Origin of the sequence: Deinococcus arcticus, assembly GCF_003028415.1 — a bacterium.
In the GTDB taxonomy this organism is placed as follows: domain Bacteria; phylum Deinococcota; class Deinococci; order Deinococcales; family Deinococcaceae; genus Deinococcus; species Deinococcus arcticus.
Window position 1 is genome coordinate 120,811 of sequence record NZ_PYSV01000005.1, and the last position, 19,550, is coordinate 140,360.

The window sequence follows — 19,550 nt, forward strand, 5'->3', positions numbered from 1 at the left end:
TCAGTCCTCCGTCCAGCCCGCCAGAAAAAATGAGAGCTTCACGTCGCCGCCTTCCTGCTGCAGGTTCTCGATCTCCTCGCGCAGCGCCTGCAGCCGGTCCATAATTCCGGCGGCCCGCTCGCGCGGCACGCATACGCTGACCATGCCCGCCGCGCTGGGCAGTCCGTTGTAGGCGGCCAGCGTCAGGCCGCGCTCGGTTTCATGAAAGGCCAGTCCCAGGGCGCGTTCGTCGCGCACCCGCACGGCGCCTTCGGGCAGGCGGTAGACCCGCTCGATGTGGTGGCCCACCCGGTCGGTGCCGGTTTCGCACACCAGGCCGTGTTCCTGCAGGTGGTTGAGGTTGCGCACGATGGTGGCCACCGGGCGCCCCAGCCGCGTGGCCACCGCGCGCGCCGTACTGGGGCCGTCCAGCAGCGAGGTAAAGGTGCGCCACAGCCCCTCTTCCATCTGAAGTCCGCCTGCTGCCATGCTCGTCACGCGACCACCTCCAACAGTTCTGCGAGTTCCGTGTCGTTCATGCCAATGCCCACCAGCGCCATCTGCTGGGTGCTCAGGTAGCCGGCCGCCGCCTGCACGTCCTGCGCGCTGACCTGCCGGTACATGCGCGCGGCGCGGGTGGGGAAATACACCTCGTCGTTCAGCCAGTGCTGCGCCAGCTTGGTGGCCAGCCCCGGACCCTCGGATTCCTGCAGCGCGCGCAGGGCAAAGGATTCACGCGTTTCATCGGTTTCGTCGTGGTCGGGTGGGTGCGTCTGCAGTTCGCGCATCAGGGCGCTCAGCTGCCCAAACGCCTCATTCACCCGGTCGCGCGCCAGGTCCATGGCCATGAACAGGTAGCCGCTGCGCCGCCAGTGCGAACTGCCGCCCTGCGCGGCGTACACCAGCCCCAATTCCTCACGCAGGCGCTGAAACATCCGCGAGCGCAGCCCGCCGCCCAGCAGCGCGGCAAAAACCTCGGTGGCCGGGCGGTCGGGGTCGCCCAGGGCCGGGCCCGGAAACGACAGGTACAGGGTCACGCGTTCGCTGCGGCTGGGCACCCCGATCAGGCGCGGCACGATTTCCACCGGGCGGTACTCGTGGTGCAGCGGCGCCGCATACCAGTCTTCAAAGTGCTCTTCAATCAGGCGCACGGCCGCGCTGTCCACCTTGCCGGCGATCACCAGCCGGGTGCGCTCCGGGGTGCAGGCGTCCAGGGCGCGCTGCTTCATCTGCTTGAGATTCAGCCCCGAGACGATCTCCGGCGAGCCCAGAATGGACATGCCGTAGGGCGGCGCGTATAGCGCCTCTTCCACCAGGGTCCACAGGAATTCCGGGCGGTGACGCTTGCGGTGAATCTCGTCCAGCACGATCTTGCGCTCGTGTTCCAGGGCCTGCTTGGTCACCTTGGGATTGCGCAGTACATCCGCCACAAAAGCCATCACCCTGGGCAGGTCGCGCGGCAGGCACGACAGGCCCAGCCGGGTGTGCTCCTTGCCGGTCCAGGCTTCCATGCGCGCGCCGCTCTTGGCCAGCGCCTCCCACTGCTTGCCCTGCGTGCCCGTCAGGTTGTTGGGGTTGAACAGCAGGTGCTCCAGCAGGTGGCTGATGCCGTTTTCGGCTTCGTGTTCGTCCTTGACGCCGTGGTCCAGATACGCCGCCAGATGCACCAGATGGGCCCCCGGACGCGGCGCGATCAGAAACCCCAGGCCATTGTCCAGATAGCCCGTCGTGTACAGTTCCATGCCTCAGTCTTCGGGCGCAGGGGTTGCCGGGAGGTTGCCGGCGGCCGCCCGGTACACCAGCGCTTCCCCGTGCAGGCTCAGCCCCAGGCGGTTGAGGTGCAGATGGAGCAGCTGCAGGGCGCCGGCAAGCGGGTCGTGGTGCGCTGTGGCGGGCGGCAGGACAGGCTGCCACGCGGACGTCACGGGCGGCGCCCAGCTGCCGGCCGGGTCGCGGTGTGCGCCCAGCCGCATATGGGCGTAGGCCAGCAGCGCGGTCCGGGCGGCGTGCTGCTGGCCGGGCGTGAAGGTGCCGAGCACCCCGGTGACATCGGCCAGTGCGGCGCGCAGCGGTGCCAGTGGGTCCGGTTGCGCCAGGGCCAGAGCCGCGCGCTCGCTGCTGGCCTCAAACAGCGCCTCGTAGTGCGGATAGACCTGCGCGCCGCCAAACTTCTGCAGGTCGCGCACATACCGGCCCTCGCTGACCTGCGCCGCGCACCCCTGCAGCTGCCGGAGCACGCGGGCGCGTGACCCGGCGCCCCGGGCGCACACCCGCACCCGCAGGTGCAGGCCGCCCTCGGCGTGCCACAGGTAATGCCAGCGGCGCACCTCCGGGCTGAGGTCGTGCAGGGCGCGGCGCACTGCCCCCACCTGCCTGGGCTTGGGCAGGGCCTCCCAGCGCAGGTGCGCGGTCAGCCAGCCGCTCATGGCCGGACCGTGAACACGCCTTCAAACAGGTGCCGCTCGCCGCTGGGTCCGGCAAACCACGCCTGATCGGGCGTGGCCAGCGCCTCGCTGACCCCGGCGGCGCCGGCCCGCCACTCGGCGCGGATCAGGTCCCGGTGGCCGGCATGCTGCCAGTCCAGCGTGAGCTGGCGGTCACCCCGCCCCACCCGCACGAGAACCGGGGCGTCCACGTCACAGAGCCAGCGGCGCAGGGTGTCGTCGCTCAGGTCCCGCCCCTCGCGCCACCACTCTGGAAAGCGCCAGTGGGCGGCGCTGAGCACACACCGGCCGCGCACCACGCGCGGCAGAAACGCCCGCCCGGCCAGTGGGCCCCAGCGCCAGCGCGGCGGGGTGCGCCCGTACAGAGCCAGGGCCGCCAGGAACTGGGCGGCGGGCCCCAGGCCGTCGGCGCGGGTCAGGGTGGGCAGGGTCAGGTGCAGGGGGCGGCCCCGCTGGGCACACCACAGTTCGGGGCGGCCCTGGTGGACCCCCACTTCCAGGTCCGTCAGGTTTACCCGCCGCGCCGCCGGCACCGCCGGATGGCCGGGCACATGCAGTTCCAGGGCGCTGTCCGGGCGGCAGCGGGCGGTGTCATTGGCCAGGGCGTGCGGGTGCTGCAGGCACAGCGCTGTGGGCAGGGTGTGCGCCGGGGCGTGCAGGCGGGGGCCGGGCAGGTTCGGGTGGGCCGCGCGCAGCCGGGCCGTGCTTTGCCCGGGGTCGGGCGTGCTGCCCCCCAGCAGCGCCAGGGTGTACTGGCCCCGGCTCAGGGCGGCGTGGTCCGGCGCCAGCACCCAGGCCAGCAGATCAAAGGGCTGGGTCCAGGGCGGGGCCGTGTCGGGCAGGGCCGCCAGCAGGGCGTCGGTCAGGGTCAGTACGGGGCCGCTGCGCTCCAGCAGGGCCGGCCACCCTGCCCAGGGGGCCGGCGGCGCTCCCGGGGACGGCAGCGCTTCAAACAGGGCCACGGCTTCGCGCAGGGGCAGGCGGCCATCTCCTGCCTGGGCGCGCAGCGCCGTCACGAAGGCGCGCCAGGGCACCGGCTCGGGCGCAGCCTCCGGGCTCACGCGCAGGGCCAGCAGGCCGCCGCGCAGCTCGTTGAGCACCTGTGGGGGCAGCGCCGCGCGCCCGCTCAGCGCGGCGTCCACACTCAGGGCGCGCTGCACCTCGCCGTCCTGGCCCCGCGCGCCCAGGGCTTCCCGCAGAACGGCCATGCGGGCGGCGCTGCTCTGGGCGGACCGGTAGGCCCGGCGAACCGGCGCCGGGTCGGGGGCGCCCAGGGCGCGCAGGCGGGTTTCGTGGGCAGGGTCAGCGCTCAGGTAGGGGTGCAGTTCACTTAGCAGCAGGTCAGCCTCCAGCAGGGCGCGCAGCAGGTCGCCGGACAGGTGGGGGCGCAGGGTCCGCAGCGGCTGCGGCGCCTGACAGCGGGCCAGCAGCGTCCACAGGGCGCCGCCCAGGGGGGCCTGCCGCTCGGGGCCACCGGTTACTGGTTGCCAGCGCACCCCCTCAGGGCGCAGGGCCGCTGTGGGGTTCAGCATCACCTGCAGGCCGGCGGGCAACGCACCTTCCAGAGCTGGCCGCGCCGCATGGACCGGCCCGGTCAGCGCCGAGGCCTCCACGTGCAGGCTGGGGGCCTCGGGCGGCGCCGTCTCCGAGCAGACCCCCGCACCCACGGCGGCAAACAGCCCGAACGGCACGCTGCGGGTGCTGGCGCGGCTCAGGTAACGGTGCAGGCTGCGGGTCAGGTGCCGGGCCGTCTTGGCGCGGCGCACCGGGCGTTCACATTCCCGCGCCAGGGTGGGCGAGGCCACCAGCAGGGCCTCGGGCCCCAGGGGCCATGCCCCCAGGACCGCCAGCGTGTCGTCCAGGGTGGTGGCGCGGCGCAGCGCGTCAAACAGGGCGGCCGGGGCCAGCGGCACCCGGTACAGAAATTCAGCGTCCAGCTGCAGGGTGGGGTGGGCCGGCAGGGCGGTGGGGGGCGCGGCAATGGGTGGCACGGGGCTCCTCTGGAATGGAAACAGGGGATTTCGCGGCGCTTGGCCGACGAAACCCCCTGGGGCAAGAGCCCGCGCGCTTAGAGCGCGGCGGACCCGCACTTGTAGATGTTGATGTCGGTGATGCCTTCCTCGTCCATCTGGCCGGTGGCTTTCAGGTCGCTCAGGGCGGCAAACAGCTCGGGATCGTCAATCACTACCTTGCCGTCGTCGGTCAGTTCCAGGGCCTGCAGGTCCAGCTTCGCCTTCTTGCTTTCGTTCGCCATGATGATCACCTCAGGAAACTACGGAGAGAACGGGTGCGGGCAGCGAGCGGTGTGGCTCAGCCCTTGCACATGATGTCGATCAGGATGCCTTCCTCATCGAGTCCGGGCTCGACGATGCCCAGGCCGGGACCCAGATCCGGCAGCAGGGGGGCCTCCTGCGGACGTGGGGCAGGCGACGGGGCGCGCTCTTCGGGGCGGCGCTCGTCCGGGCGCTTTGACCCTTTGGGGCCTTGACTCACGGTGCTTCACCTCCTGCGCTTCAGTGAAGCCGGCTGCCGGTTGCCGGGGGGTTGCGGGCCGCCCCACAACCCCCCGGCAACCCCCAGACAGGTGAACTCTGGCTCAAGGAGGGACGCATGACGCTGCAACTCAGTGTGCTTGATCCGGTGCCGCTGTCGGCTGGTCAGACCCCGCGTGAGGCGCTGCGCGGCGCCCTGGAACTGGCCGCCGCTGCCGAAGCGGCCGGGTACCGGCGAATCTGGTACGCCGAGCACCACCTGCCCGGCGCCAGCGCCTGCCCGGCGCCGGCGGTGCTGGTCTCGGCGGTGGCCGCGCAGACCTCCCGGCTGCGGGTGGGGGCCGGGGGTGTGGCCCTGCGGCACCACGCGCCCTGGCACGTGGCCGAGACCTTCGCCACCCTGGACGCGCTGTATCCCGGCCGCATTGACCTGGGCATTGCCGGCGGCGTGGGCGCCGACGAGGCGACAGCCGCCCGCCTGGAAGGCCGCGCCGCGCCGCTGCCGGAGCGCCTGCAGGAACTGGACGGCGCCCTGCGCACCCTGGGCGCCGGCGTGGAGGGCTGGCTGCTGGGCAGCAGTGAACGCAGCGCTGCCCAGGCCGCGCGGCTGGGCTGGCACTACGGCAGCGGCAACGTGGTGGGCACCCCTGAACCCCTGGCGGCGTACCGCGCGGCGCACAGCGGGGCCCGGCACCCGGGGCCCCGGGTGGCCCTGGCCGTGGCGGTGGTGTGCGCTGAAACAGCTGCCCAGGCCCTGCAGCTGGCCGGCAGCCACCGGGCCTATCTGGCCGGGCAGGGGTTGGCGCCCGGGGGCCAGCCGGTGCCGCCGCCCAGCCCTCAGGCGGCCCTGCCGGGGGTACTGGACGCCTATCCCCGGCTGGTGGTGGGCGACCCGGGCACGGTGCGCGCCGCCCTGAGCGCCCTGGCCCGCCGCTACGGCGCCGACGAACTCGTGCTGCTCACCATCACGCACTGCCCGGCCGCCCGGCGCCGCTCCTATGAGCTGGTGGCCCAGGCGCTGGCCGCCCAGCCTGTGCCGCTTCCTGCTCCCGCTCCTCAGCCCGGAGGTTACGCATGACCGCCCCCCTGCTTAAACGCTCGCGCTACACCCTGCAGGCCCGGCACGAGCGCGGTGTGTATCTGCACAACACCTTCACGGGCAAGGGCGCGCTGTACCCGGCGCGGGCGCTGGAGTTGCTGCGGCGTACCCAGCCCGACCCGGCCGATGCGCTGACCAAGCGCCTGCGCGAAGAGGGCCACCTGATTGCCCACGACACCGACGAGTTTGCCCTGGCCAAACGCCAGCAGCTCTCGGCATTTTTCCGCGACGACGTGTTGCACCTGATTCTGTTTTCCACCGAGCAGTGCAATTTCCGCTGCACCTACTGCTACGAGAAATTTCTGCACGGACAGATGCGCCCAGAGGTGCGCGAGGGGGTCAAGGCGCTCGTCAGCCGCCGCGCGCCAGGTCTGAAGCTGCTGTCCATCTCGTGGTTTGGCGGCGAGCCGCTGCACGCGCACGAGGTGGTGCAGGAGCTCTCTGCGCACTTCACGGCCCTGAGTGCCGAGCACGGTTTCAAGTACATGGCCCACGCCACCACCAACGGCTTTTACCTGACCCCGGAACTGGCCCCGCAGCTCATCGAAAACGGCCTGCGCGACTTTCAGATCACGCTGGACGGCCCGCAGGACATTCATGACCGCACCCGGCAGTTGCAGGGCGGCGGCGGCTCGTTCGACACCATCTGGGCCAACCTGCTGTTCCTCAAAGCCTCGGCGCTGGATTTCACCTGTACCCTGCGCATCAACTTCAGCCCGGACAACTATGACCAGACGCCCGCCTTTATCTCGCTGCTGGGCGAGACCTTCGGGCACGATCCGCGGTTTCAGCTGCACACCCACCCGGTGGGCCGCTGGGGCGGCGAGGGGGACGACGAGCTGAACGTCTATGAGCAGGACGACGGCTTTGACCGCGCCATTCCGCTGTACGAGCACGCGCGCAGCTGCGGCCTGGGCATGCGCCACGCCAACCTGAATCCTTTTGGCAGCGTGTGCTACGCCGCACGCGGCAATTCCTTTGCCATTCGCACCTCCGGGCAGGTGGTCAAATGCACGGTGGCCCTGGACGACGAACGCAACCACGTGGGCCAGCTGCACGCCGACGGCACCCTGCAGCTGGATCAGGCCCGGCTGCTGCCCTGGGTGCAGGACAATGCCCTGACCGATACCACCTGTCAGTCCTGCGCCATTCGCCCCTCGTGCCACGGCGCGGCGTGCCCGCTGGAAAAGATGGACCACGGCCGCCAGCCCTGCCCGGACATCAAGCGCAATTTCAAGAAGTTCCTGCCCCTCATGCTCGAGCCCATCCCCGACTTCCTCCATCTCGAGGTGCTGTCATGAACCGACTTCCACGCGCGCTGCTGGCCCTGCTGTTGATCCTGTGCTCTGCTGCCCACGCCGAAAGTGGCGGGGCGGGCCTGCCTGGCGGCGGCACCCATCTGGACCTGAACCCGCCCTGCGCGCCGCCGCTGACCTGTCCGGTGCGCTAAGTCCCTCGCGGTTGATCGGGGGCTTGGCAGCGAGGGGCTGAAGTGGCCTGCGCGGCCGGCCCCGGGCCTGCGGCCCTGCGGCCCTCAGGCGTAGGCGGCACGCAGCTGGCGCACGCGCGAGGCGGCCAGGGCGCGCCGGGGGTGGTCCTCGTCCAGCCGGGCCAGGGCCGCTTCCCACACTTCCAGGTCGTCGTGTAGCTTGACCGCCAGTTCATCCAGCAGCGCCGGGTCACGCCAGCCCAGCACCGCCTGCCGCAGTGATTCCTGCAGCAGTTCGCGGTACTCCACGATGCCCGGCGCGTCCGAGGCCGGCAGCAGTGGGCCGCCGTAGCGCCGCAGCGCCTCGGGCACCCGACCGGCCTGCAGCAGCGCCATCACTTCCAGGTAGTCGGCACTCACCGGCACCAGCAGCCGGTAGGGCTGCGAAGCCACCGGCACCAGGTCCCGCAGGCGTGAGAGCCCCGCTTTCAGGGACGAGCGCGCCACACCCTCGTCGCGGTAGAGCAGGGTGGCAAAGCGCTCGCCGCTCAGTCCCTCGGGAGACAGGCTGAGCAGCACCAGCATTTCCAGGTGGCGCGGCTGCACCTTCAGCGACTGCTCGGCCCAGCGCACCTCGGCGGCGCCCAGCAGCTGCAAACCCAGGGTGCGCGGCGGGGCCAGCAGGTTCCACACCGGCGCAAAATGCCGCGCGGGCCCGCCCAGCAGCAGTCGCCCCGAGTCGCCCAGTTCCCGGGTCAGCGGCTCCACCCGCCCCATGGTGGCGCGCGCCTGATCGGCTGCGCCCAGGCTCAGCTGCGCGCAGGCCAGGTAGGCGGCGGCCCGCACCAGCGTGTCGGCTTTCAGGGGCTGCTCAAAAGCCCGCAGGGCATCTTCCAGCAGGGGCGCGGCCTGCTGGGGGGCCAGGGCCGCCTGCGCCATGCCCAGCGCCAGGGTGGACCAGCGGGCGTAGGTGTGCGCTTCATGCTGCGTGAGCGCGTACGCTTCTTCGGCTTCACGCAGGGCCTGTTCGGGCCGGTCCAGTTCCAGCAGGGCGCGCACCACCTGGGTGCTGTGCCAGCCCTGGTGGGTGCGCGGCTGGCCCTGCCGCGCCTGTTCGTAGGCGTGCAGGGCCCGCACGGGGTCGCCACTGACCAGGGCGTGGTCGGCCAGCGTGGTGGTAAACAGCGACAGAACCTGCGCCGCCCCGGTGGCCAGTTGCGCCTCGGCCTCGGCCAGGATGCCCGCCAGGCCGTCCAGGCGCCCACTGAGCAGACTGGTATAGGTCCACTCGTTCAGTACGGCCAGGCGGCGCTGCCAGTCACCCAGGCGGTTGTTGTCGTACTGGCGCAGCGCGTAGCCGGTCCAGTGCAAGGCGTGAATGTACTGCCCGGTCTGCGTGTAGGTGGCCGCCAGCGCCTGGGCATTGCGCACGATCTCGTGCGGGGTGCCGTCGCGCTCGGCGCAGTCCACGGCTTCACGCAGCAGTGGCAGGGCCGCCGTGGGCTCCTCCTCGGCCAGGGTCAGTCCCTGGTAATACAGGGTCAGCGGGGTCCGGGCCGCCCCGGCGGCGCGTTCCACCTCACGGCGCCGGGCGTCCAGCTTCAGGGCGGTGCCGGCATACAGGGCGCGCAGTTCCGGGGCCTCGTGCGCGGCGAGGTGGGCAATCACGCGCGGCTGCACGGTACGAACGGCGCCCGTGCGCAGGGCCGCCGAGTACAGCCAGCGCAGCACGCTTTCGGTGTCCGCCACCTCGCCGTCCACGGTGCCCAGCAGCTCATAGAGGCGGTGGTGCAGGCCACGTTCGTGGAAGTAGGGCCCTGCCTGGGCCAGCAGTGAGGGCACCCGCTGCGGCTCCAGGCGCACCGCCAGTGGCAGGGCTTCGGGCCAGCGCCCGCGCTGAATCAGGGCGTCCAGCAGGCGGCCCGGTTCTACCTGGACTTCCTCGCCGGGGGCAAAGCGCGGCCCATCGGGCGAGGGCTCCGGGGGCACCGGCACGCCCAGGTGCCCGGCCATCGCTGCCAGCACGGGCCGCAGCAGTCCCTCGCCCTTGGCGTGCAGTTCCAGCAGGGCTGCGCGCCCGGGCGGCGCCTGGGGAAACCACGCCAGCAGTTCAGCCGGGCGGACGGCCAGTTCCGCCGGCCCCAGGGCGCTCACCTGCCGGTACAGCGCCGCGGGCGACAGCGGCCCGGGGGCCTGCAGCACCGTGACTGTCTGCCCGTCGTGCAGGGCCAGCAGGGCGCGGGCCAGTTCGGGGGCATGCTGGGCGCCGCCCAAGGCCAGAACCCATGGCCCCAGGCGGTCCACGCAGCGCCGCAGTACCTCCACGCCGTAGGTCCAGGGCATGCCGTACCCGAACAGCTGTGCTCCCAGGGCGCGGTACACCGCTTCAGCCAGTTTGTTGCCCAGCAGGTGGGCCTGGGCACTGTCGCCCTCGGTGGCTTCCAGCCAGATCAGGGGCCGGGCGGGTGTGCCCGCCGCCTCAATGAAAAAGGCCCCCCCCGCGCGCCCATCGTCCCACAGGCACACCGGATGGGCGAATGCGCCGCTGCGAGCCGCCATCCAGCGCTGCAGGTGAGGGCGTGGGATGACCATGCTCAATTAAAGCCTGAGTCTGGACAGATTGAAAGCTGGGGTCCGGGTGCGGGGGCAGGGCGCCGGGTCGCTCTGGGCCAGCAGCCCGGTTCGTTGAATGCCTTAGGCCAGCGGCAGCGAGCAATCACCCTCTGAACCCCTCTGCTGGCCGGGCGCCCGGCCAGATCTGCACGGGGAGAACAGCGCCGGATTGTCAGCGCTTCCGGCCTGGAACAGTGCAGGGTCCACTCCGGTGGAGAGCAGCGCGGCTATGAGCGCGAACCCTGCTTGCCTCCGCGCCCGCAGGTTTTAAGTCGCTCGCTGTTGATCTTTAGATCAACCGAGCGGGCTGGAACAGCTGCGCCGCAGAGCGAGTCTCGAAAAAAGGACGTTGCACCGGGAGTGGAGACTTTGCGGTGCTCTCCTGCAAAGTCGTAACGTGAGGTGCAACGTCCTTAGCCGCCAAGCGACACCCGAGCCGGGGGCGCGCAGCAGCTCCCTTCCGGCGCACATGCCTTGGCGGAGGCCCCGGCAGGCGCCCCGCAACGGGCCCCAGCCTTGCACTCCACCCCAGGCGCACGCAGATGCACCGTCATCTGCTCTGCGGCCACGTCAACGTGCGTCACGTGGTACTGCAGCGCTGGGGTTGCGGCGTTCCCATATTCAAAGCGCACTTCGGCGTCAGGGCGCACGGGAATGTGCTTCACCACGCGGTCGTAGATGGCCAGGAATTTGCGGTTCGTCATGAAGCCGGCCACCCTTTCTTCGGCCGAGCCGTCCATCAGCTGAATCACCGTCTCGCGCCACGCACTGGCGTGGCCGCCGCAGTCCATCGCCTCGATGGTCACGGCCTTGACTTCCGTCACGTGGTAGCCCGCCGGGACCAGCTGTTCGCCGTGCAGGTGAAACCGCAGCGGGCGCTGGGGCAGGGTGCGCAGGGCCGTGATCAGCGCCTCGGTGGTGAGGGGCCCACTCAGGCCAGGAACGGGAAAGGGCTGGGACATGGCAATCTCCTTATTGATGTTCTTCGATGGGGAAAGGCAAACGGCAGCAGGCGGGGCAGGGCTCAGGCGGTAAAACAGGACAAGGTGGGCCCATGGGAAAGAACAGCCCTGGGCGGCGCCGAAGGCTGCTGGGCCAGATGGGCGCAGCGCCGTTGCCCGGCCGCCCGGAGCAGCTGCTGATGATGGCTGGGGACAGGGGCCTGCAGAGTGACAGGATTCATATGGCCTCCTGGGCGGACGGCGCCGCTGCCAGTAGCCCATCCAGCGCTGTGCGGGCAACCAACAGGCCCCGGGGACTGAGCGTGTAATACGTCCATTTGCTGCGTTTTTCAGCGTGCACCAGACCGGCCTCCACAAGCAGCTTCATGTGGTGACTGGTTGTGGGCTGGCTCAGGCCCAGCTGCTGCTGCACATCGCAGGTACAGACCCCCTGTCCAGTCGAGCAGCAGCCGGCATCTGCAGTGGCCAGGAAATGCAGCGCCCGGAGGCGGTGCGCGTCTCCCAGCGCCTTGAATACAGTTGCTGTTCCATCGAAATCCATGGATGTAAAATAAGAGATACATAGAAGATTGTCAATGGGATATTGGCTGCCTGACTCTGGAGCGGCAGGTGTGGAGGACCTTACCGCTGCGGCGCTGCAGGGCCGCCGGTTGTGGCTCCTCGGCCCGTATGGCCGCAGTCGCTGCTGCCGGCATCTCCTGCCGTATCTCTGTCTCCGCGGTTCGGCAGCTCTGAGACGGACGGCCGTTCATGTCCGGAACATCCGGGAAGAAGGGGGATGTTCCCCGCCTTCGGCTGGGGGCGGTCCAAGGCCCGGACAGCCGTCTCTGTTCCTGCTCCGCCGCGCTGCGAGTTCCTCCAGTCGGAACCATTACGTCATGTGTTCCGGAATTGTTCGGAACTCGTAGCACCTCTCTGGGCTGAACCAGGGGCCCACAAAGATCAGGGTGGACCGCAGCCGCCGCCTTGCGACAGGCCACGACCAGCCCGCGCAAAGTTCAGTGCCGGGCAGGGGAATGGCGGGCAGGGGAATGGCGGGCAGGGGAATGGACTGTGGAAATAATTTTCAACATATTTAGTCCAGAGTCTGAAATTTTTGGAATAGACCGCAGAAGCGAAGCCTCCTGTCTGGAGCGAAAGTGGCTATTAGAGGTCTTTTCTGAAGACCATTCCATTTCACCTGTCTAGGGAAGGGAAATTAATTTTCATCTTTGCCATCTGTCATGGCGTATGAATAGGACGTTCCCCCAATCCAGTGGCTGGCCGGCCCCGTGTCGGCTTCCCTTCCACCGCCTTGTTCCGAAGGAGGGCCTATGTTCCGATTTCCACGTATCCGTCCACAGTTGCTGTTGACTGCGCTGCTCTCGCTGGCGGCGTGTTCTCAGGGACCTGAACCGGGGTCGCCCCAGACCACCCGCTCTGCGCTGCAGGGGCAGGCGACGGGATTGACGGCGACGTTTGACAGCACGGGGGCGTGGGACACGGGCTTTACCGGCCGCATTACCCTGCGCAACCCTGGCCCCAGCGCCATCCAGGGCTGGACCCTGAAGTTCAAGTTCAATGGCACTGCCGCTGCGGGCAGTTCGGTCTGGGGCGCCGGCGGCGCCATCAGCCGGGACAGCAGCGGGCTGTACACCGTCACTCCCAACAGCTGGGGCGGGGCCACCATTCCGGCGGGCGGCAGTGTCACCATCGGCTATGACGGCAGCGGGCAGCTCAGTGGGGTGAACACCTGCACCCTGAACGGCGCCAGTTGCAGTGGCACGGTGACGCCCCCGCCCGGGGGCGACACCACGGCCCCCACGGTGAGCCTGAGTGCGAGCCCAGGTGCGGTGACCAGTGCCGGTGCAGTGAGTTTGAGTGCCAGTGCGGGCGATAACGTGGGGGTGACGAAGGTGGAGTTCTATCAGGGCTCGACCTTGCTGGGGACAGATACGACGGCGCCGTATACGGCAAGTGAGAACGTGACGAGTGCCCACAATGGCACGCGGACGTACACGGCCAGAGCGTTTGATGCGGCGGGGAACAGCACTTCCGCGTCCGCCTCGGTCACTGTCTCCATCGGCACCACGCCCCCACCACCCACGGGGAAAGCCATTTACGTGGGTTACGCCGGGACCTGGCAGACGAGCGTCAACGACCTCACGACCAGCACTGTTCCGCCCTATTACACCGACCTGAACCTGTCGTTCGCGCGGCCAGATACGACGTATGTGAGGGGCAGCTACGCCTTCGATCAGGCGGTGGCGGGCTTCGAGTTTGCCGAAGGGGCCAGCACACCCAATGGGCAGCGCAAGTTCACAGCCGCCCAGGCCCAGACGCTGCGCAACAACATTGCCGCTCTGAAGGCGCGCGGCACCCGGGTGTGGGTGAGTGTGGGGGGCTGGTCGTACAGCCAGGGCAGCCAGTGGAGCAACTTCAGCGCCGCGCGCGTGGTGGACCTTGCGCAGGACCTGGGCGCCAGTGGCGTGGATATTGACTGGGAATCCAGCGGCAGCACCTGCAACAAGCTGGACGCCGCGCAGTTTGCCTGCACCAAGGACGCCGAGATCAAGAACATCATCAATACCCTGGACGCCGAGATTGCCGCGCGCGGTCTGAACCTGCAGATCAGCATTGCGGGCTGGAGCACGGGGGCCTACTACGTGAAGGGCACCCCCTGGGAGGAGGGCAAGGTGCAGTGGGGCAGTCCCTTCGGGGGCACCATGTACCGCGTGGTGCGCGATCTGGGCGCCAAGATTGACCGCGTGAACCTCATGTCCTACGACGGCGGCACCTACTACGACCCGCGTGAGGGGTACGAGAGCTACCGCGCCATTTACAGCGGCCCCATTGCCATGGGTCTGGAGGTGGCTCCTGAAGGCAGCGGCGGCGCCGTGCTGAAACTGAATGCCGAACCTGGGACCGTCTACGACGCCGAGATGAATACCGGCACCAACAACGAGGCCACCCGCTATTACAACGTGGAAACCCTGGCCACCTACATGAAGAACAGGGGCCGCCCCGGCGATGGCATGATGCTGTGGCAGATCTGGAAAGAGCGTGTGTATGCCAAGCCGCCTGCCGGCGCAGCAGGCGTGAACGCCACCGGGCAGAAGGTCTGCCAGATTCTGGCCGTGACCCCCACCTGCACCGGTACTGTGCCGGACCTGCCGCCCACGCAGTAAGGCAGCAGAGAGAAGAGGCGCCCCAAGATCGTATGCCTGGGGCGCCTCTCAATGGCCTGGACTCATGGTCTGGAGAAGGGGCGATTACCGCCAACTACTTGTCATTGCCCCCACGCTGGCCGCCGCCACTTTCACTGCCATTGCGGCGGCCGTCGCCGTTCTTCTCGTCAGCGCTGGACTGGCCGTTGCCGGGGTCGCGCTGTCCGCCGGGTTTGGGGTCGTTGTCACGGTCGTGCTTGTGGTTGGGGTCGTTCTTTTTCTCGGCCTGCGTCATAGAGCCTCCTGAAGGTGGGAACCCCGGCGAGGGTGCCGAGGTGCGGAAGGGTGCGGGCTCAGGGCCCAGCCAGCAGGGCCAGCACCTCGTCGTCGGTCGTCTGCGTGAAATCGCCGTAGAACTGGCCCACAGCCTGAAAGTGGGGCGGCGTGTGCAGGCACACCACCTCGTCGGCCTCGGCGCGCAGGTCGGCACAGGTCTCGGGTGGGGCCACCGGCACCGCCACCACGATCCGCTCCGCGCCCAGGAACCGCCCGGCCTGCACCGCCGCGCGCATGGTGGCGCCTGTGGCCAGGCCGTCGTCCACCAGCAGGGCCGTGTGGCCCGTGAGGTTCAGGGGACTCCGGCCAGCGCGGTACAGGGCCTCGCGGCGGGCCAGTTCCTGTGCCTCGCGGGCCTGCACCTGCGCCAGCGCGCCGACCGAGACACTCAGGCGGGCCATCAGCGCCTCGTTCAGCCACTTCACCCCTCCGGAGGCCAGCGCGCCCATCGCCACTTCCGGGGCCGTGGGCAGCCCCAATTTGCGCACCAGAACTACGTCCAGTGGTGCCTGCAGCGCCTGCGCCACCTCAGCCGCCACCGGCACGCCACCCCGCGGTAGGGCCAGGACCACGGCGCTGGGCCAGGGGCCACGGGCCGCCAGAACTGCGCCCAGCAGCTGCCCAGCTTCTGTCCGGTCCTGAAAAACCTTGGGGAGGTGAGGCCACGAGAGGCTGGTGGTCACAGAATCTCCTCTGCGGCAAAGCGCGCGGGCGGCGGCTTCCCACCTGACCAGTGAACGCCCTGGCCCTGGCGATCACATGACAGCCGGCTTAAAGCGGGTTCGGAATTGACCACTGCCTGTGCAGGAGCGTTGCGATGACCCACCGCCAAGGTGCCCTGGCACCCACATCACGCCCTTGAGCCGACCCTCAGGGCCTCATGCACCGCGCCGCCCGGTCGGTGGGGCAGCAGGGCGGACGACGACCGCACCAGGGTCGCCACAGACAGCGGGCCTCTCGCTCCCTCGGTCCGCCACCTTGCGGGTGCTGGTGGCGCGGTGCCGAGCCCAGTCGCTGGGTTCGGCGCGCCTTGGGCCACGAGGCCGCCACTGTGCAAGGAAGCGAACTGGAAGCCCCCCGACCTTCCAGCGCTCCGCCACTTGGCCCTCGGGCACCGCTGGCCGTCCGAACGGGGGTTCGTTCAGCAGTCAGGCCCGCGAGCGCAGGCGGCTGAACACTGCCTCTGGAGCCGTCCGCTTCTGCTGCACCTCAGGTGGGGTGGCCGCTGGCGCCACCCTGGGCCTGAAGCGCGCGGGCAAGGTAAGGCGCCGTGCGGCTCTCCGCCACCAGCGCCACCTCCTGCGGGGTGCCCTGGGCCACGATCTGCCCTCCCTGGTCCCCAGCACCCGGCCCGATGTCAATCACCCAGTCGCTGGCGGTCACAAGCTGCATGTCGTGCTCCACGGCAATCACCGTGTGACCCGCCTCGATCAGCCGGAACAGCTGGCGGCGCAGCCGCTCCACATCGGCGGGGTGCAGGCCGGTGGTGGGTTCGTCCAGCACGTACACCGTGTGGCCGCGCCCGGCACGCTGCAGTTCGGTGGCCAGTTTGATGCGCTGCGCCTCTCCGCCGGAGAGTTCGGTGGCGGGCTGCCCCAGGCGCAGGTACCCCAGCCCCACTTCCCGCAGGGTGTCCAGCGCGCGGAACACGGCCGCGTCCTCCTGAAAAAAGGTCCAGGCGGCGTCCACAGTCAGGTTCAGCACCTGGGCAATGGTCTTGCCCCGGTACTCTACTTCCAGTGTCTGGGCGTTGTAGCGGGCGCCGTGACACACCGGGCAGGGGGCGTACACGCTGGGCAGGAACAGCAATTCAACCGTCACCCAGCCTTCGCCCTGACAGTGTTCGCAGCGGCCTCCTTTCACGTTGAACGAGAAGCGCCCGGCGCTGTAGCGGCGCTGCCGGGCCAGGGGTGTCTGGGCGAACAGCTTGCGCACGTCGTCGAACAGGCCGGTGTACGTGGCCAGGTTACTGCGCGGCGTGCGCCCAATAGGCCGCTGATCCACCCGCACCAGCCGCGACAGGGTGTGCACGTCGCCGCCCAGCTGCGCGGTCACGGCGGCTGGGGTCTGCAGATTCTCCTCGTCTTCGGCGGGTGGGCTCTGGCCCAGCTGGGCAGCCAGGGTGTCCACCAGCACCTGACTCACCAGGGTGGACTTCCCAGAGCCGGACACGCCGGTGACGCTGGTCAGCACACCCAGCGGAAAGCGCACCTGCAGGTCGCGCAGATTGTGCCGCGTCACGCCGCTCAGCTCTATCCAGCCCAATGGCACGCGGGCTGGCCGGGCAACGCGCTGAGGCCCAGCGAAGAGGTAGCGCGCTGTCTGGGAGGCCGCCACCGCCTGCAGGCCGCTGGGCGGGCCACTGTACAGAATCTCGCCGCCCTGTTCCCCTGCGCCGGGGCCCACGTCCACCAGCCAGTCGGCGCGGCGCACCACGTCCAGATCATGCTCCACCACGAACAGTGAGTTGCCGGCGGCCTTCAGGCGGTCCAGGGCGCCCAGCAGCGCCTCGGTGTCGGCGGGGTGCAGGCCGGCGGAAGGTTCATCCAGGACGTACACCACGCCGAACAGGTGCGAATACAGCTGCGTGGCCAGCCGCAGGCGCTGCAACTCGCCGGGCGACAGGGTGGGGGTGGAGCGGTCCAGCCCCAGGTAGCCCAGCCCCAGGTCCAGCAGCACCTCCAGGCGGGCGCACAGGTCGGCGGCCATCCGCTCCTGCGCGGCGGCCTGCTCCGGACGGGTGGCCTGCAGCTGGGCGTGGCCCCGTTCCTCCCCGTTGGCAAATGGGCGCAGCAGTGTTGAAAGCGCCTGAAGCGGCAGCCGCGAAAACTCGGTGATGTCGTGCCCGGCAAACCGCACCGCCAGGGCTTCGGGGCGCAGGCGCTTGCCCTGACACACCGGGCACGGCGCCGACACCATATACGCCTGCACCCGCCGTTTCATGGCGGCACTCTCACTGTTGGCAAACGTGTGCAGTACGTGCCGGCGCGCACTGCTGAAGGTGCCCATGTACCCGGGGGTCAGTTTGCGCTTCACCGCCCGGCGGGTGTCTTCCGGCGTGAAGCCTGGATACACCGGCACCACTGGCTGCTCCTCGGTGAACAGAATCCAGTCGCGGGTGTCCTGCGGCAGATCGCGCCACGGCACGTCCACATTGGTGCCCAGGCTGACCAGAATGTCGCGCTGGTTCTGCCCGCCCCAGGCCTGCGGCCACGCTGCCACGGCCCGCTCCCGGATGGTGAGCGAGGGGTCCGGCACCATGGACGCTTCTGTGACCTCGTACACCTGTCCCAGACCGTGACAGTGGGCACAGGCCCCTTCCGGGGTGTTGGGCGAAAAGCCCTCGGCGTAAATGATGCCCTGCCCTTCGGGGTAGTCGCCGGCCCGGGAATACAGCATGCGCACCAGATTGGACAGGGTGGTCACGCTGCCCACCGAGGAGCGGCTGGTGGGCGCGCCGCGCTGCTGCTGCAGGGCCACGGCAGGCGGCAGGCCGTCAATGGCGTCGACATCCGGCGCGCCCACCTGGTGAAACAGTCGCCGGGCGTAGGGCGAGACCGATTCGAGGTAGCGCCGCTGCGCCTCGGCGTACAGCGTGCCAAACGCCAGCGACGACTTGCCAGAGCCCGAGACCCCGGTAAACACCACCAGGGCGTCTCTGGGCAGCTGCAGGGACACGTCCTTGAGGTTGTGTTCCCGCGCGCCGCGCACCTGCACGAAGCCAAGGGGTTCGGGAAGCGTCATCGCCCCGCAGTATGTGGGGCCCGCCCACCCGGGCGCCGGGACTCACAAGGTTGACTGAATGCGGGCCTCTGGCCGCGCCTAAGGGCTTGCTCAAGGGGCCGGGGTCCCGCGTGCGGTCTAATGGCGGGATGTCAGACCACCCACTGTCTCTGGCCCCGGACCGGGAGCGCAGTGAGCCCCCTGTGATTGCCCATCTGCGCCAGTTGGTTCGCCTGACCGGGCCCAGCGGCAGCGAAGGAGACGTGGTGCGCGCGGTGTACCGCGCGGCCTCCGCCCTGGCCGACGAGGTGCGCGTGGACGCCTTTGGCAATGTGATTGCCGTGCGCCGCGCCGCCGCCGAAGGCGCCCGGCGCCTGCTGCTGGCCGCCCACATGGACGAGGTGGGTTTCCGGGTGCGGCAGATTACCCCGGGCGGCTTTTTGCGGCTGGACAAGGTGGGCGGCACCGATGACCGCATTCTGCCGGCCCAGCGCGTGTGGGTGCGCACCCAGCAGTCACGGCTGCTGGGCGTGATTGGCACCAAGAGCGCCCACCTGCTTACCGACGCCGACCGCCAGCGCGTGGTGCCGCACCCCGAGCTGTACGTGGACATCGGCGCGCGCAGTGCGGACGAGGCGGTGGGCATGGGCGTGCAACTGGGCGACCCGGTGGGCTTTGTGGGCATCCTGACCGAACTGGGGGTGAACACCGGGCGCTACACCGCGCACGCGGTGGATGACCGCGCCGGGTGCGCCGTGCTGCTGGCGCTGCTTGAGCACTATCAGGACACGCCGCCCCCCGTGACCGTGATTTTTGCGTTCACTGTGCAGGAAGAGGTAGGCCTGCGCGGGGCCCAGGCGGTGGCCCAGGCCCACGTTGCCGACGCGGCCCTGGCCCTGGACATGACGGCCGCCGACGACACCCCGGAGTTTGGTGCCTGTCACCTGGGGCTGGGCAGCGGTCCAGCAGTCAAGGTCATGGACTTTTCCGCGCTGGCCCACCCGGCCATCCGGCGGGGGCTGATCGCCGCCGCCGATGCCAGCGGTGTGCCCATTCAGCACGAACTGCTGCGCGGCATCGGGACTGATGCGGGCGCGCTGCAGTACAGCGGCCACGGGATTCCTGCCGGTACCGTGTCCGTGGCCAACCGCTACACCCACAGCCCCGTAGAGGTGGTGGATGAACGCGACCTTGTCGGCGCCCTGCATCTGCTGGACACCTTTATTCAGCGTCTGCCCGGCCTGGACCTGCGCTTTGTGGCGTTGGACGAGGGCTGAGCCCCGGAGGGCGGCTGCAGCGAAAAAGCAAGTCGTTGCAGAGAATAGCG

General features: G+C 69.6%; 17 protein-coding genes. 5 read left to right on the forward strand and 12 right to left on the reverse strand.

Annotated elements, in window-relative coordinates:
• The 6 genes from C8263_RS06980 to C8263_RS07005 all read right to left on the reverse strand — a co-directional run bounded on the left by C8263_RS06980 (nt 1) and on the right by C8263_RS07005 (nt 4,916).
• Nucleotides 1-477: a helix-turn-helix domain-containing protein gene (locus C8263_RS06980; protein ID WP_146160618.1), complete on the reverse strand. Its 477-nt coding sequence runs from the start codon at nt 475-477 to the stop codon at nt 1-3.
• On the reverse strand, nt 474-1,721 hold the full coding sequence (locus tag C8263_RS06985) for a M16 family metallopeptidase (protein WP_107137407.1): 1,248 nt from the start codon (nt 1,719-1,721) through the stop codon (nt 474-476). The genes C8263_RS06980 and C8263_RS06985 overlap by 4 nt, the downstream gene beginning before the upstream one ends.
• A 3-nt stretch (nt 1,722-1,724) precedes the next feature.
• Nucleotides 1,725-2,405: a lantibiotic dehydratase C-terminal domain-containing protein gene (locus C8263_RS06990; RefSeq protein WP_107137408.1), complete on the reverse strand. Its 681-nt coding sequence runs from the start codon at nt 2,403-2,405 to the stop codon at nt 1,725-1,727.
• On the reverse strand, nt 2,402-4,414 hold the full coding sequence (locus C8263_RS06995) for a lantibiotic dehydratase (protein WP_158263761.1): 2,013 nt from the start codon (nt 4,412-4,414) through the stop codon (nt 2,402-2,404). The genes C8263_RS06990 and C8263_RS06995 overlap by 4 nt, the downstream gene beginning before the upstream one ends.
• Before the next feature lie 77 nt (nt 4,415-4,491).
• The gene (locus C8263_RS07000; protein WP_107137410.1) at nt 4,492-4,677 is read right to left on the reverse strand and encodes a hypothetical protein; all 186 of its coding nucleotides are present in this window, start codon (nt 4,675-4,677) and stop codon (nt 4,492-4,494) included.
• A 56-nt stretch (nt 4,678-4,733) separates the two neighbouring features.
• On the reverse strand, nt 4,734-4,916 hold the full coding sequence (locus C8263_RS07005) for a hypothetical protein (protein ID WP_107137411.1): 183 nt from the start codon (nt 4,914-4,916) through the stop codon (nt 4,734-4,736).
• A 117-nt stretch (nt 4,917-5,033) separates the two neighbouring features.
• On the opposite strand from C8263_RS07005, the gene C8263_RS07010 reads away from it, so the two are divergent.
• Genes C8263_RS07010 through C8263_RS19265 form a run of 3 tightly spaced genes read left to right on the forward strand, consistent with a single transcriptional unit; the run spans nt 5,034 to nt 7,464 of the window.
• The gene (locus C8263_RS07010; RefSeq protein WP_107137412.1) at nt 5,034-5,993 is read left to right on the forward strand and encodes an MsnO8 family LLM class oxidoreductase; all 960 of its coding nucleotides are present in this window, start codon (nt 5,034-5,036) and stop codon (nt 5,991-5,993) included.
• Nucleotides 5,990-7,315, forward strand: a complete 1,326-nt coding sequence (locus C8263_RS07015; protein WP_107137413.1) for a radical SAM/SPASM domain-containing protein — start codon at nt 5,990-5,992, stop codon at nt 7,313-7,315. The genes C8263_RS07010 and C8263_RS07015 overlap by 4 nt, the downstream gene beginning before the upstream one ends.
• On the forward strand, nt 7,312-7,464 hold the full coding sequence (locus tag C8263_RS19265) for a hypothetical protein (RefSeq protein WP_158263762.1): 153 nt from the start codon (nt 7,312-7,314) through the stop codon (nt 7,462-7,464). Before C8263_RS07015 ends, C8263_RS19265 begins: the two co-directional genes overlap by 4 nt.
• Nucleotides 7,465-7,548: 84 nt before the next feature.
• Here the strand turns inward: C8263_RS19265 and C8263_RS07020 are convergent, their stop codons facing one another.
• The 3 genes from C8263_RS07020 to C8263_RS07030 all read right to left on the reverse strand — a co-directional run bounded on the left by C8263_RS07020 (nt 7,549) and on the right by C8263_RS07030 (nt 11,559).
• Nucleotides 7,549-10,035 (reverse strand): hypothetical protein, encoded by a 2,487-nt coding sequence (locus C8263_RS07020; RefSeq protein ID WP_146160619.1) that lies wholly within the window; start codon nt 10,033-10,035, stop codon nt 7,549-7,551.
• Nucleotides 10,036-10,469: 434 nt separating this feature from the next.
• A complete protein-coding gene (locus C8263_RS07025) occupies nt 10,470-11,018 on the reverse strand; it encodes a DUF6428 family protein (RefSeq protein ID WP_107137415.1) in 549 nt (182 codons plus the stop codon).
• Nucleotides 11,019-11,235: 217 nt separating this feature from the next.
• The gene (locus C8263_RS07030) at nt 11,236-11,559 is read right to left on the reverse strand and encodes an ArsR/SmtB family transcription factor (RefSeq protein WP_107137416.1); all 324 of its coding nucleotides are present in this window, start codon (nt 11,557-11,559) and stop codon (nt 11,236-11,238) included.
• Between the two features lie 772 nt (nt 11,560-12,331).
• On the opposite strand from C8263_RS07030, the gene C8263_RS07035 reads away from it, so the two are divergent.
• Entirely contained in the window at nt 12,332-14,185 is a 1,854-nt protein-coding gene (locus C8263_RS07035) for a cellulose binding domain-containing protein (protein ID WP_107137417.1), read from the forward strand.
• A 94-nt stretch (nt 14,186-14,279) separates the two neighbouring features.
• On the opposite strand, the gene C8263_RS07040 is transcribed toward C8263_RS07035, so the two are convergent.
• The 3 genes from C8263_RS07040 to uvrA all read right to left on the reverse strand — a co-directional run bounded on the left by C8263_RS07040 (nt 14,280) and on the right by uvrA (nt 18,244).
• Nucleotides 14,280-14,459: a hypothetical protein gene (locus tag C8263_RS07040; protein ID WP_107137418.1), complete on the reverse strand. Its 180-nt coding sequence runs from the start codon at nt 14,457-14,459 to the stop codon at nt 14,280-14,282.
• A 58-nt stretch (nt 14,460-14,517) separates the two neighbouring features.
• A complete protein-coding gene (locus tag C8263_RS07045) occupies nt 14,518-15,183 on the reverse strand; it encodes a phosphoribosyltransferase (RefSeq protein WP_107137419.1) in 666 nt (221 codons plus the stop codon).
• Between the two features lie 526 nt (nt 15,184-15,709).
• Nucleotides 15,710-18,244 (reverse strand): excinuclease ABC subunit UvrA, encoded by a 2,535-nt coding sequence (uvrA, locus tag C8263_RS07050; protein WP_107137420.1) that lies wholly within the window; start codon nt 18,242-18,244, stop codon nt 15,710-15,712.
• A gap of 128 nt (nt 18,245-18,372) precedes the next feature.
• Here uvrA and C8263_RS07055 point away from each other — a divergent pair, with 128 nt between their 5' ends.
• The gene (locus C8263_RS07055) at nt 18,373-19,500 is read left to right on the forward strand and encodes a M42 family metallopeptidase (RefSeq protein ID WP_107137421.1); all 1,128 of its coding nucleotides are present in this window, start codon (nt 18,373-18,375) and stop codon (nt 19,498-19,500) included.
• Nucleotides 19,501-19,550: the final 50 nt, after the last annotated feature.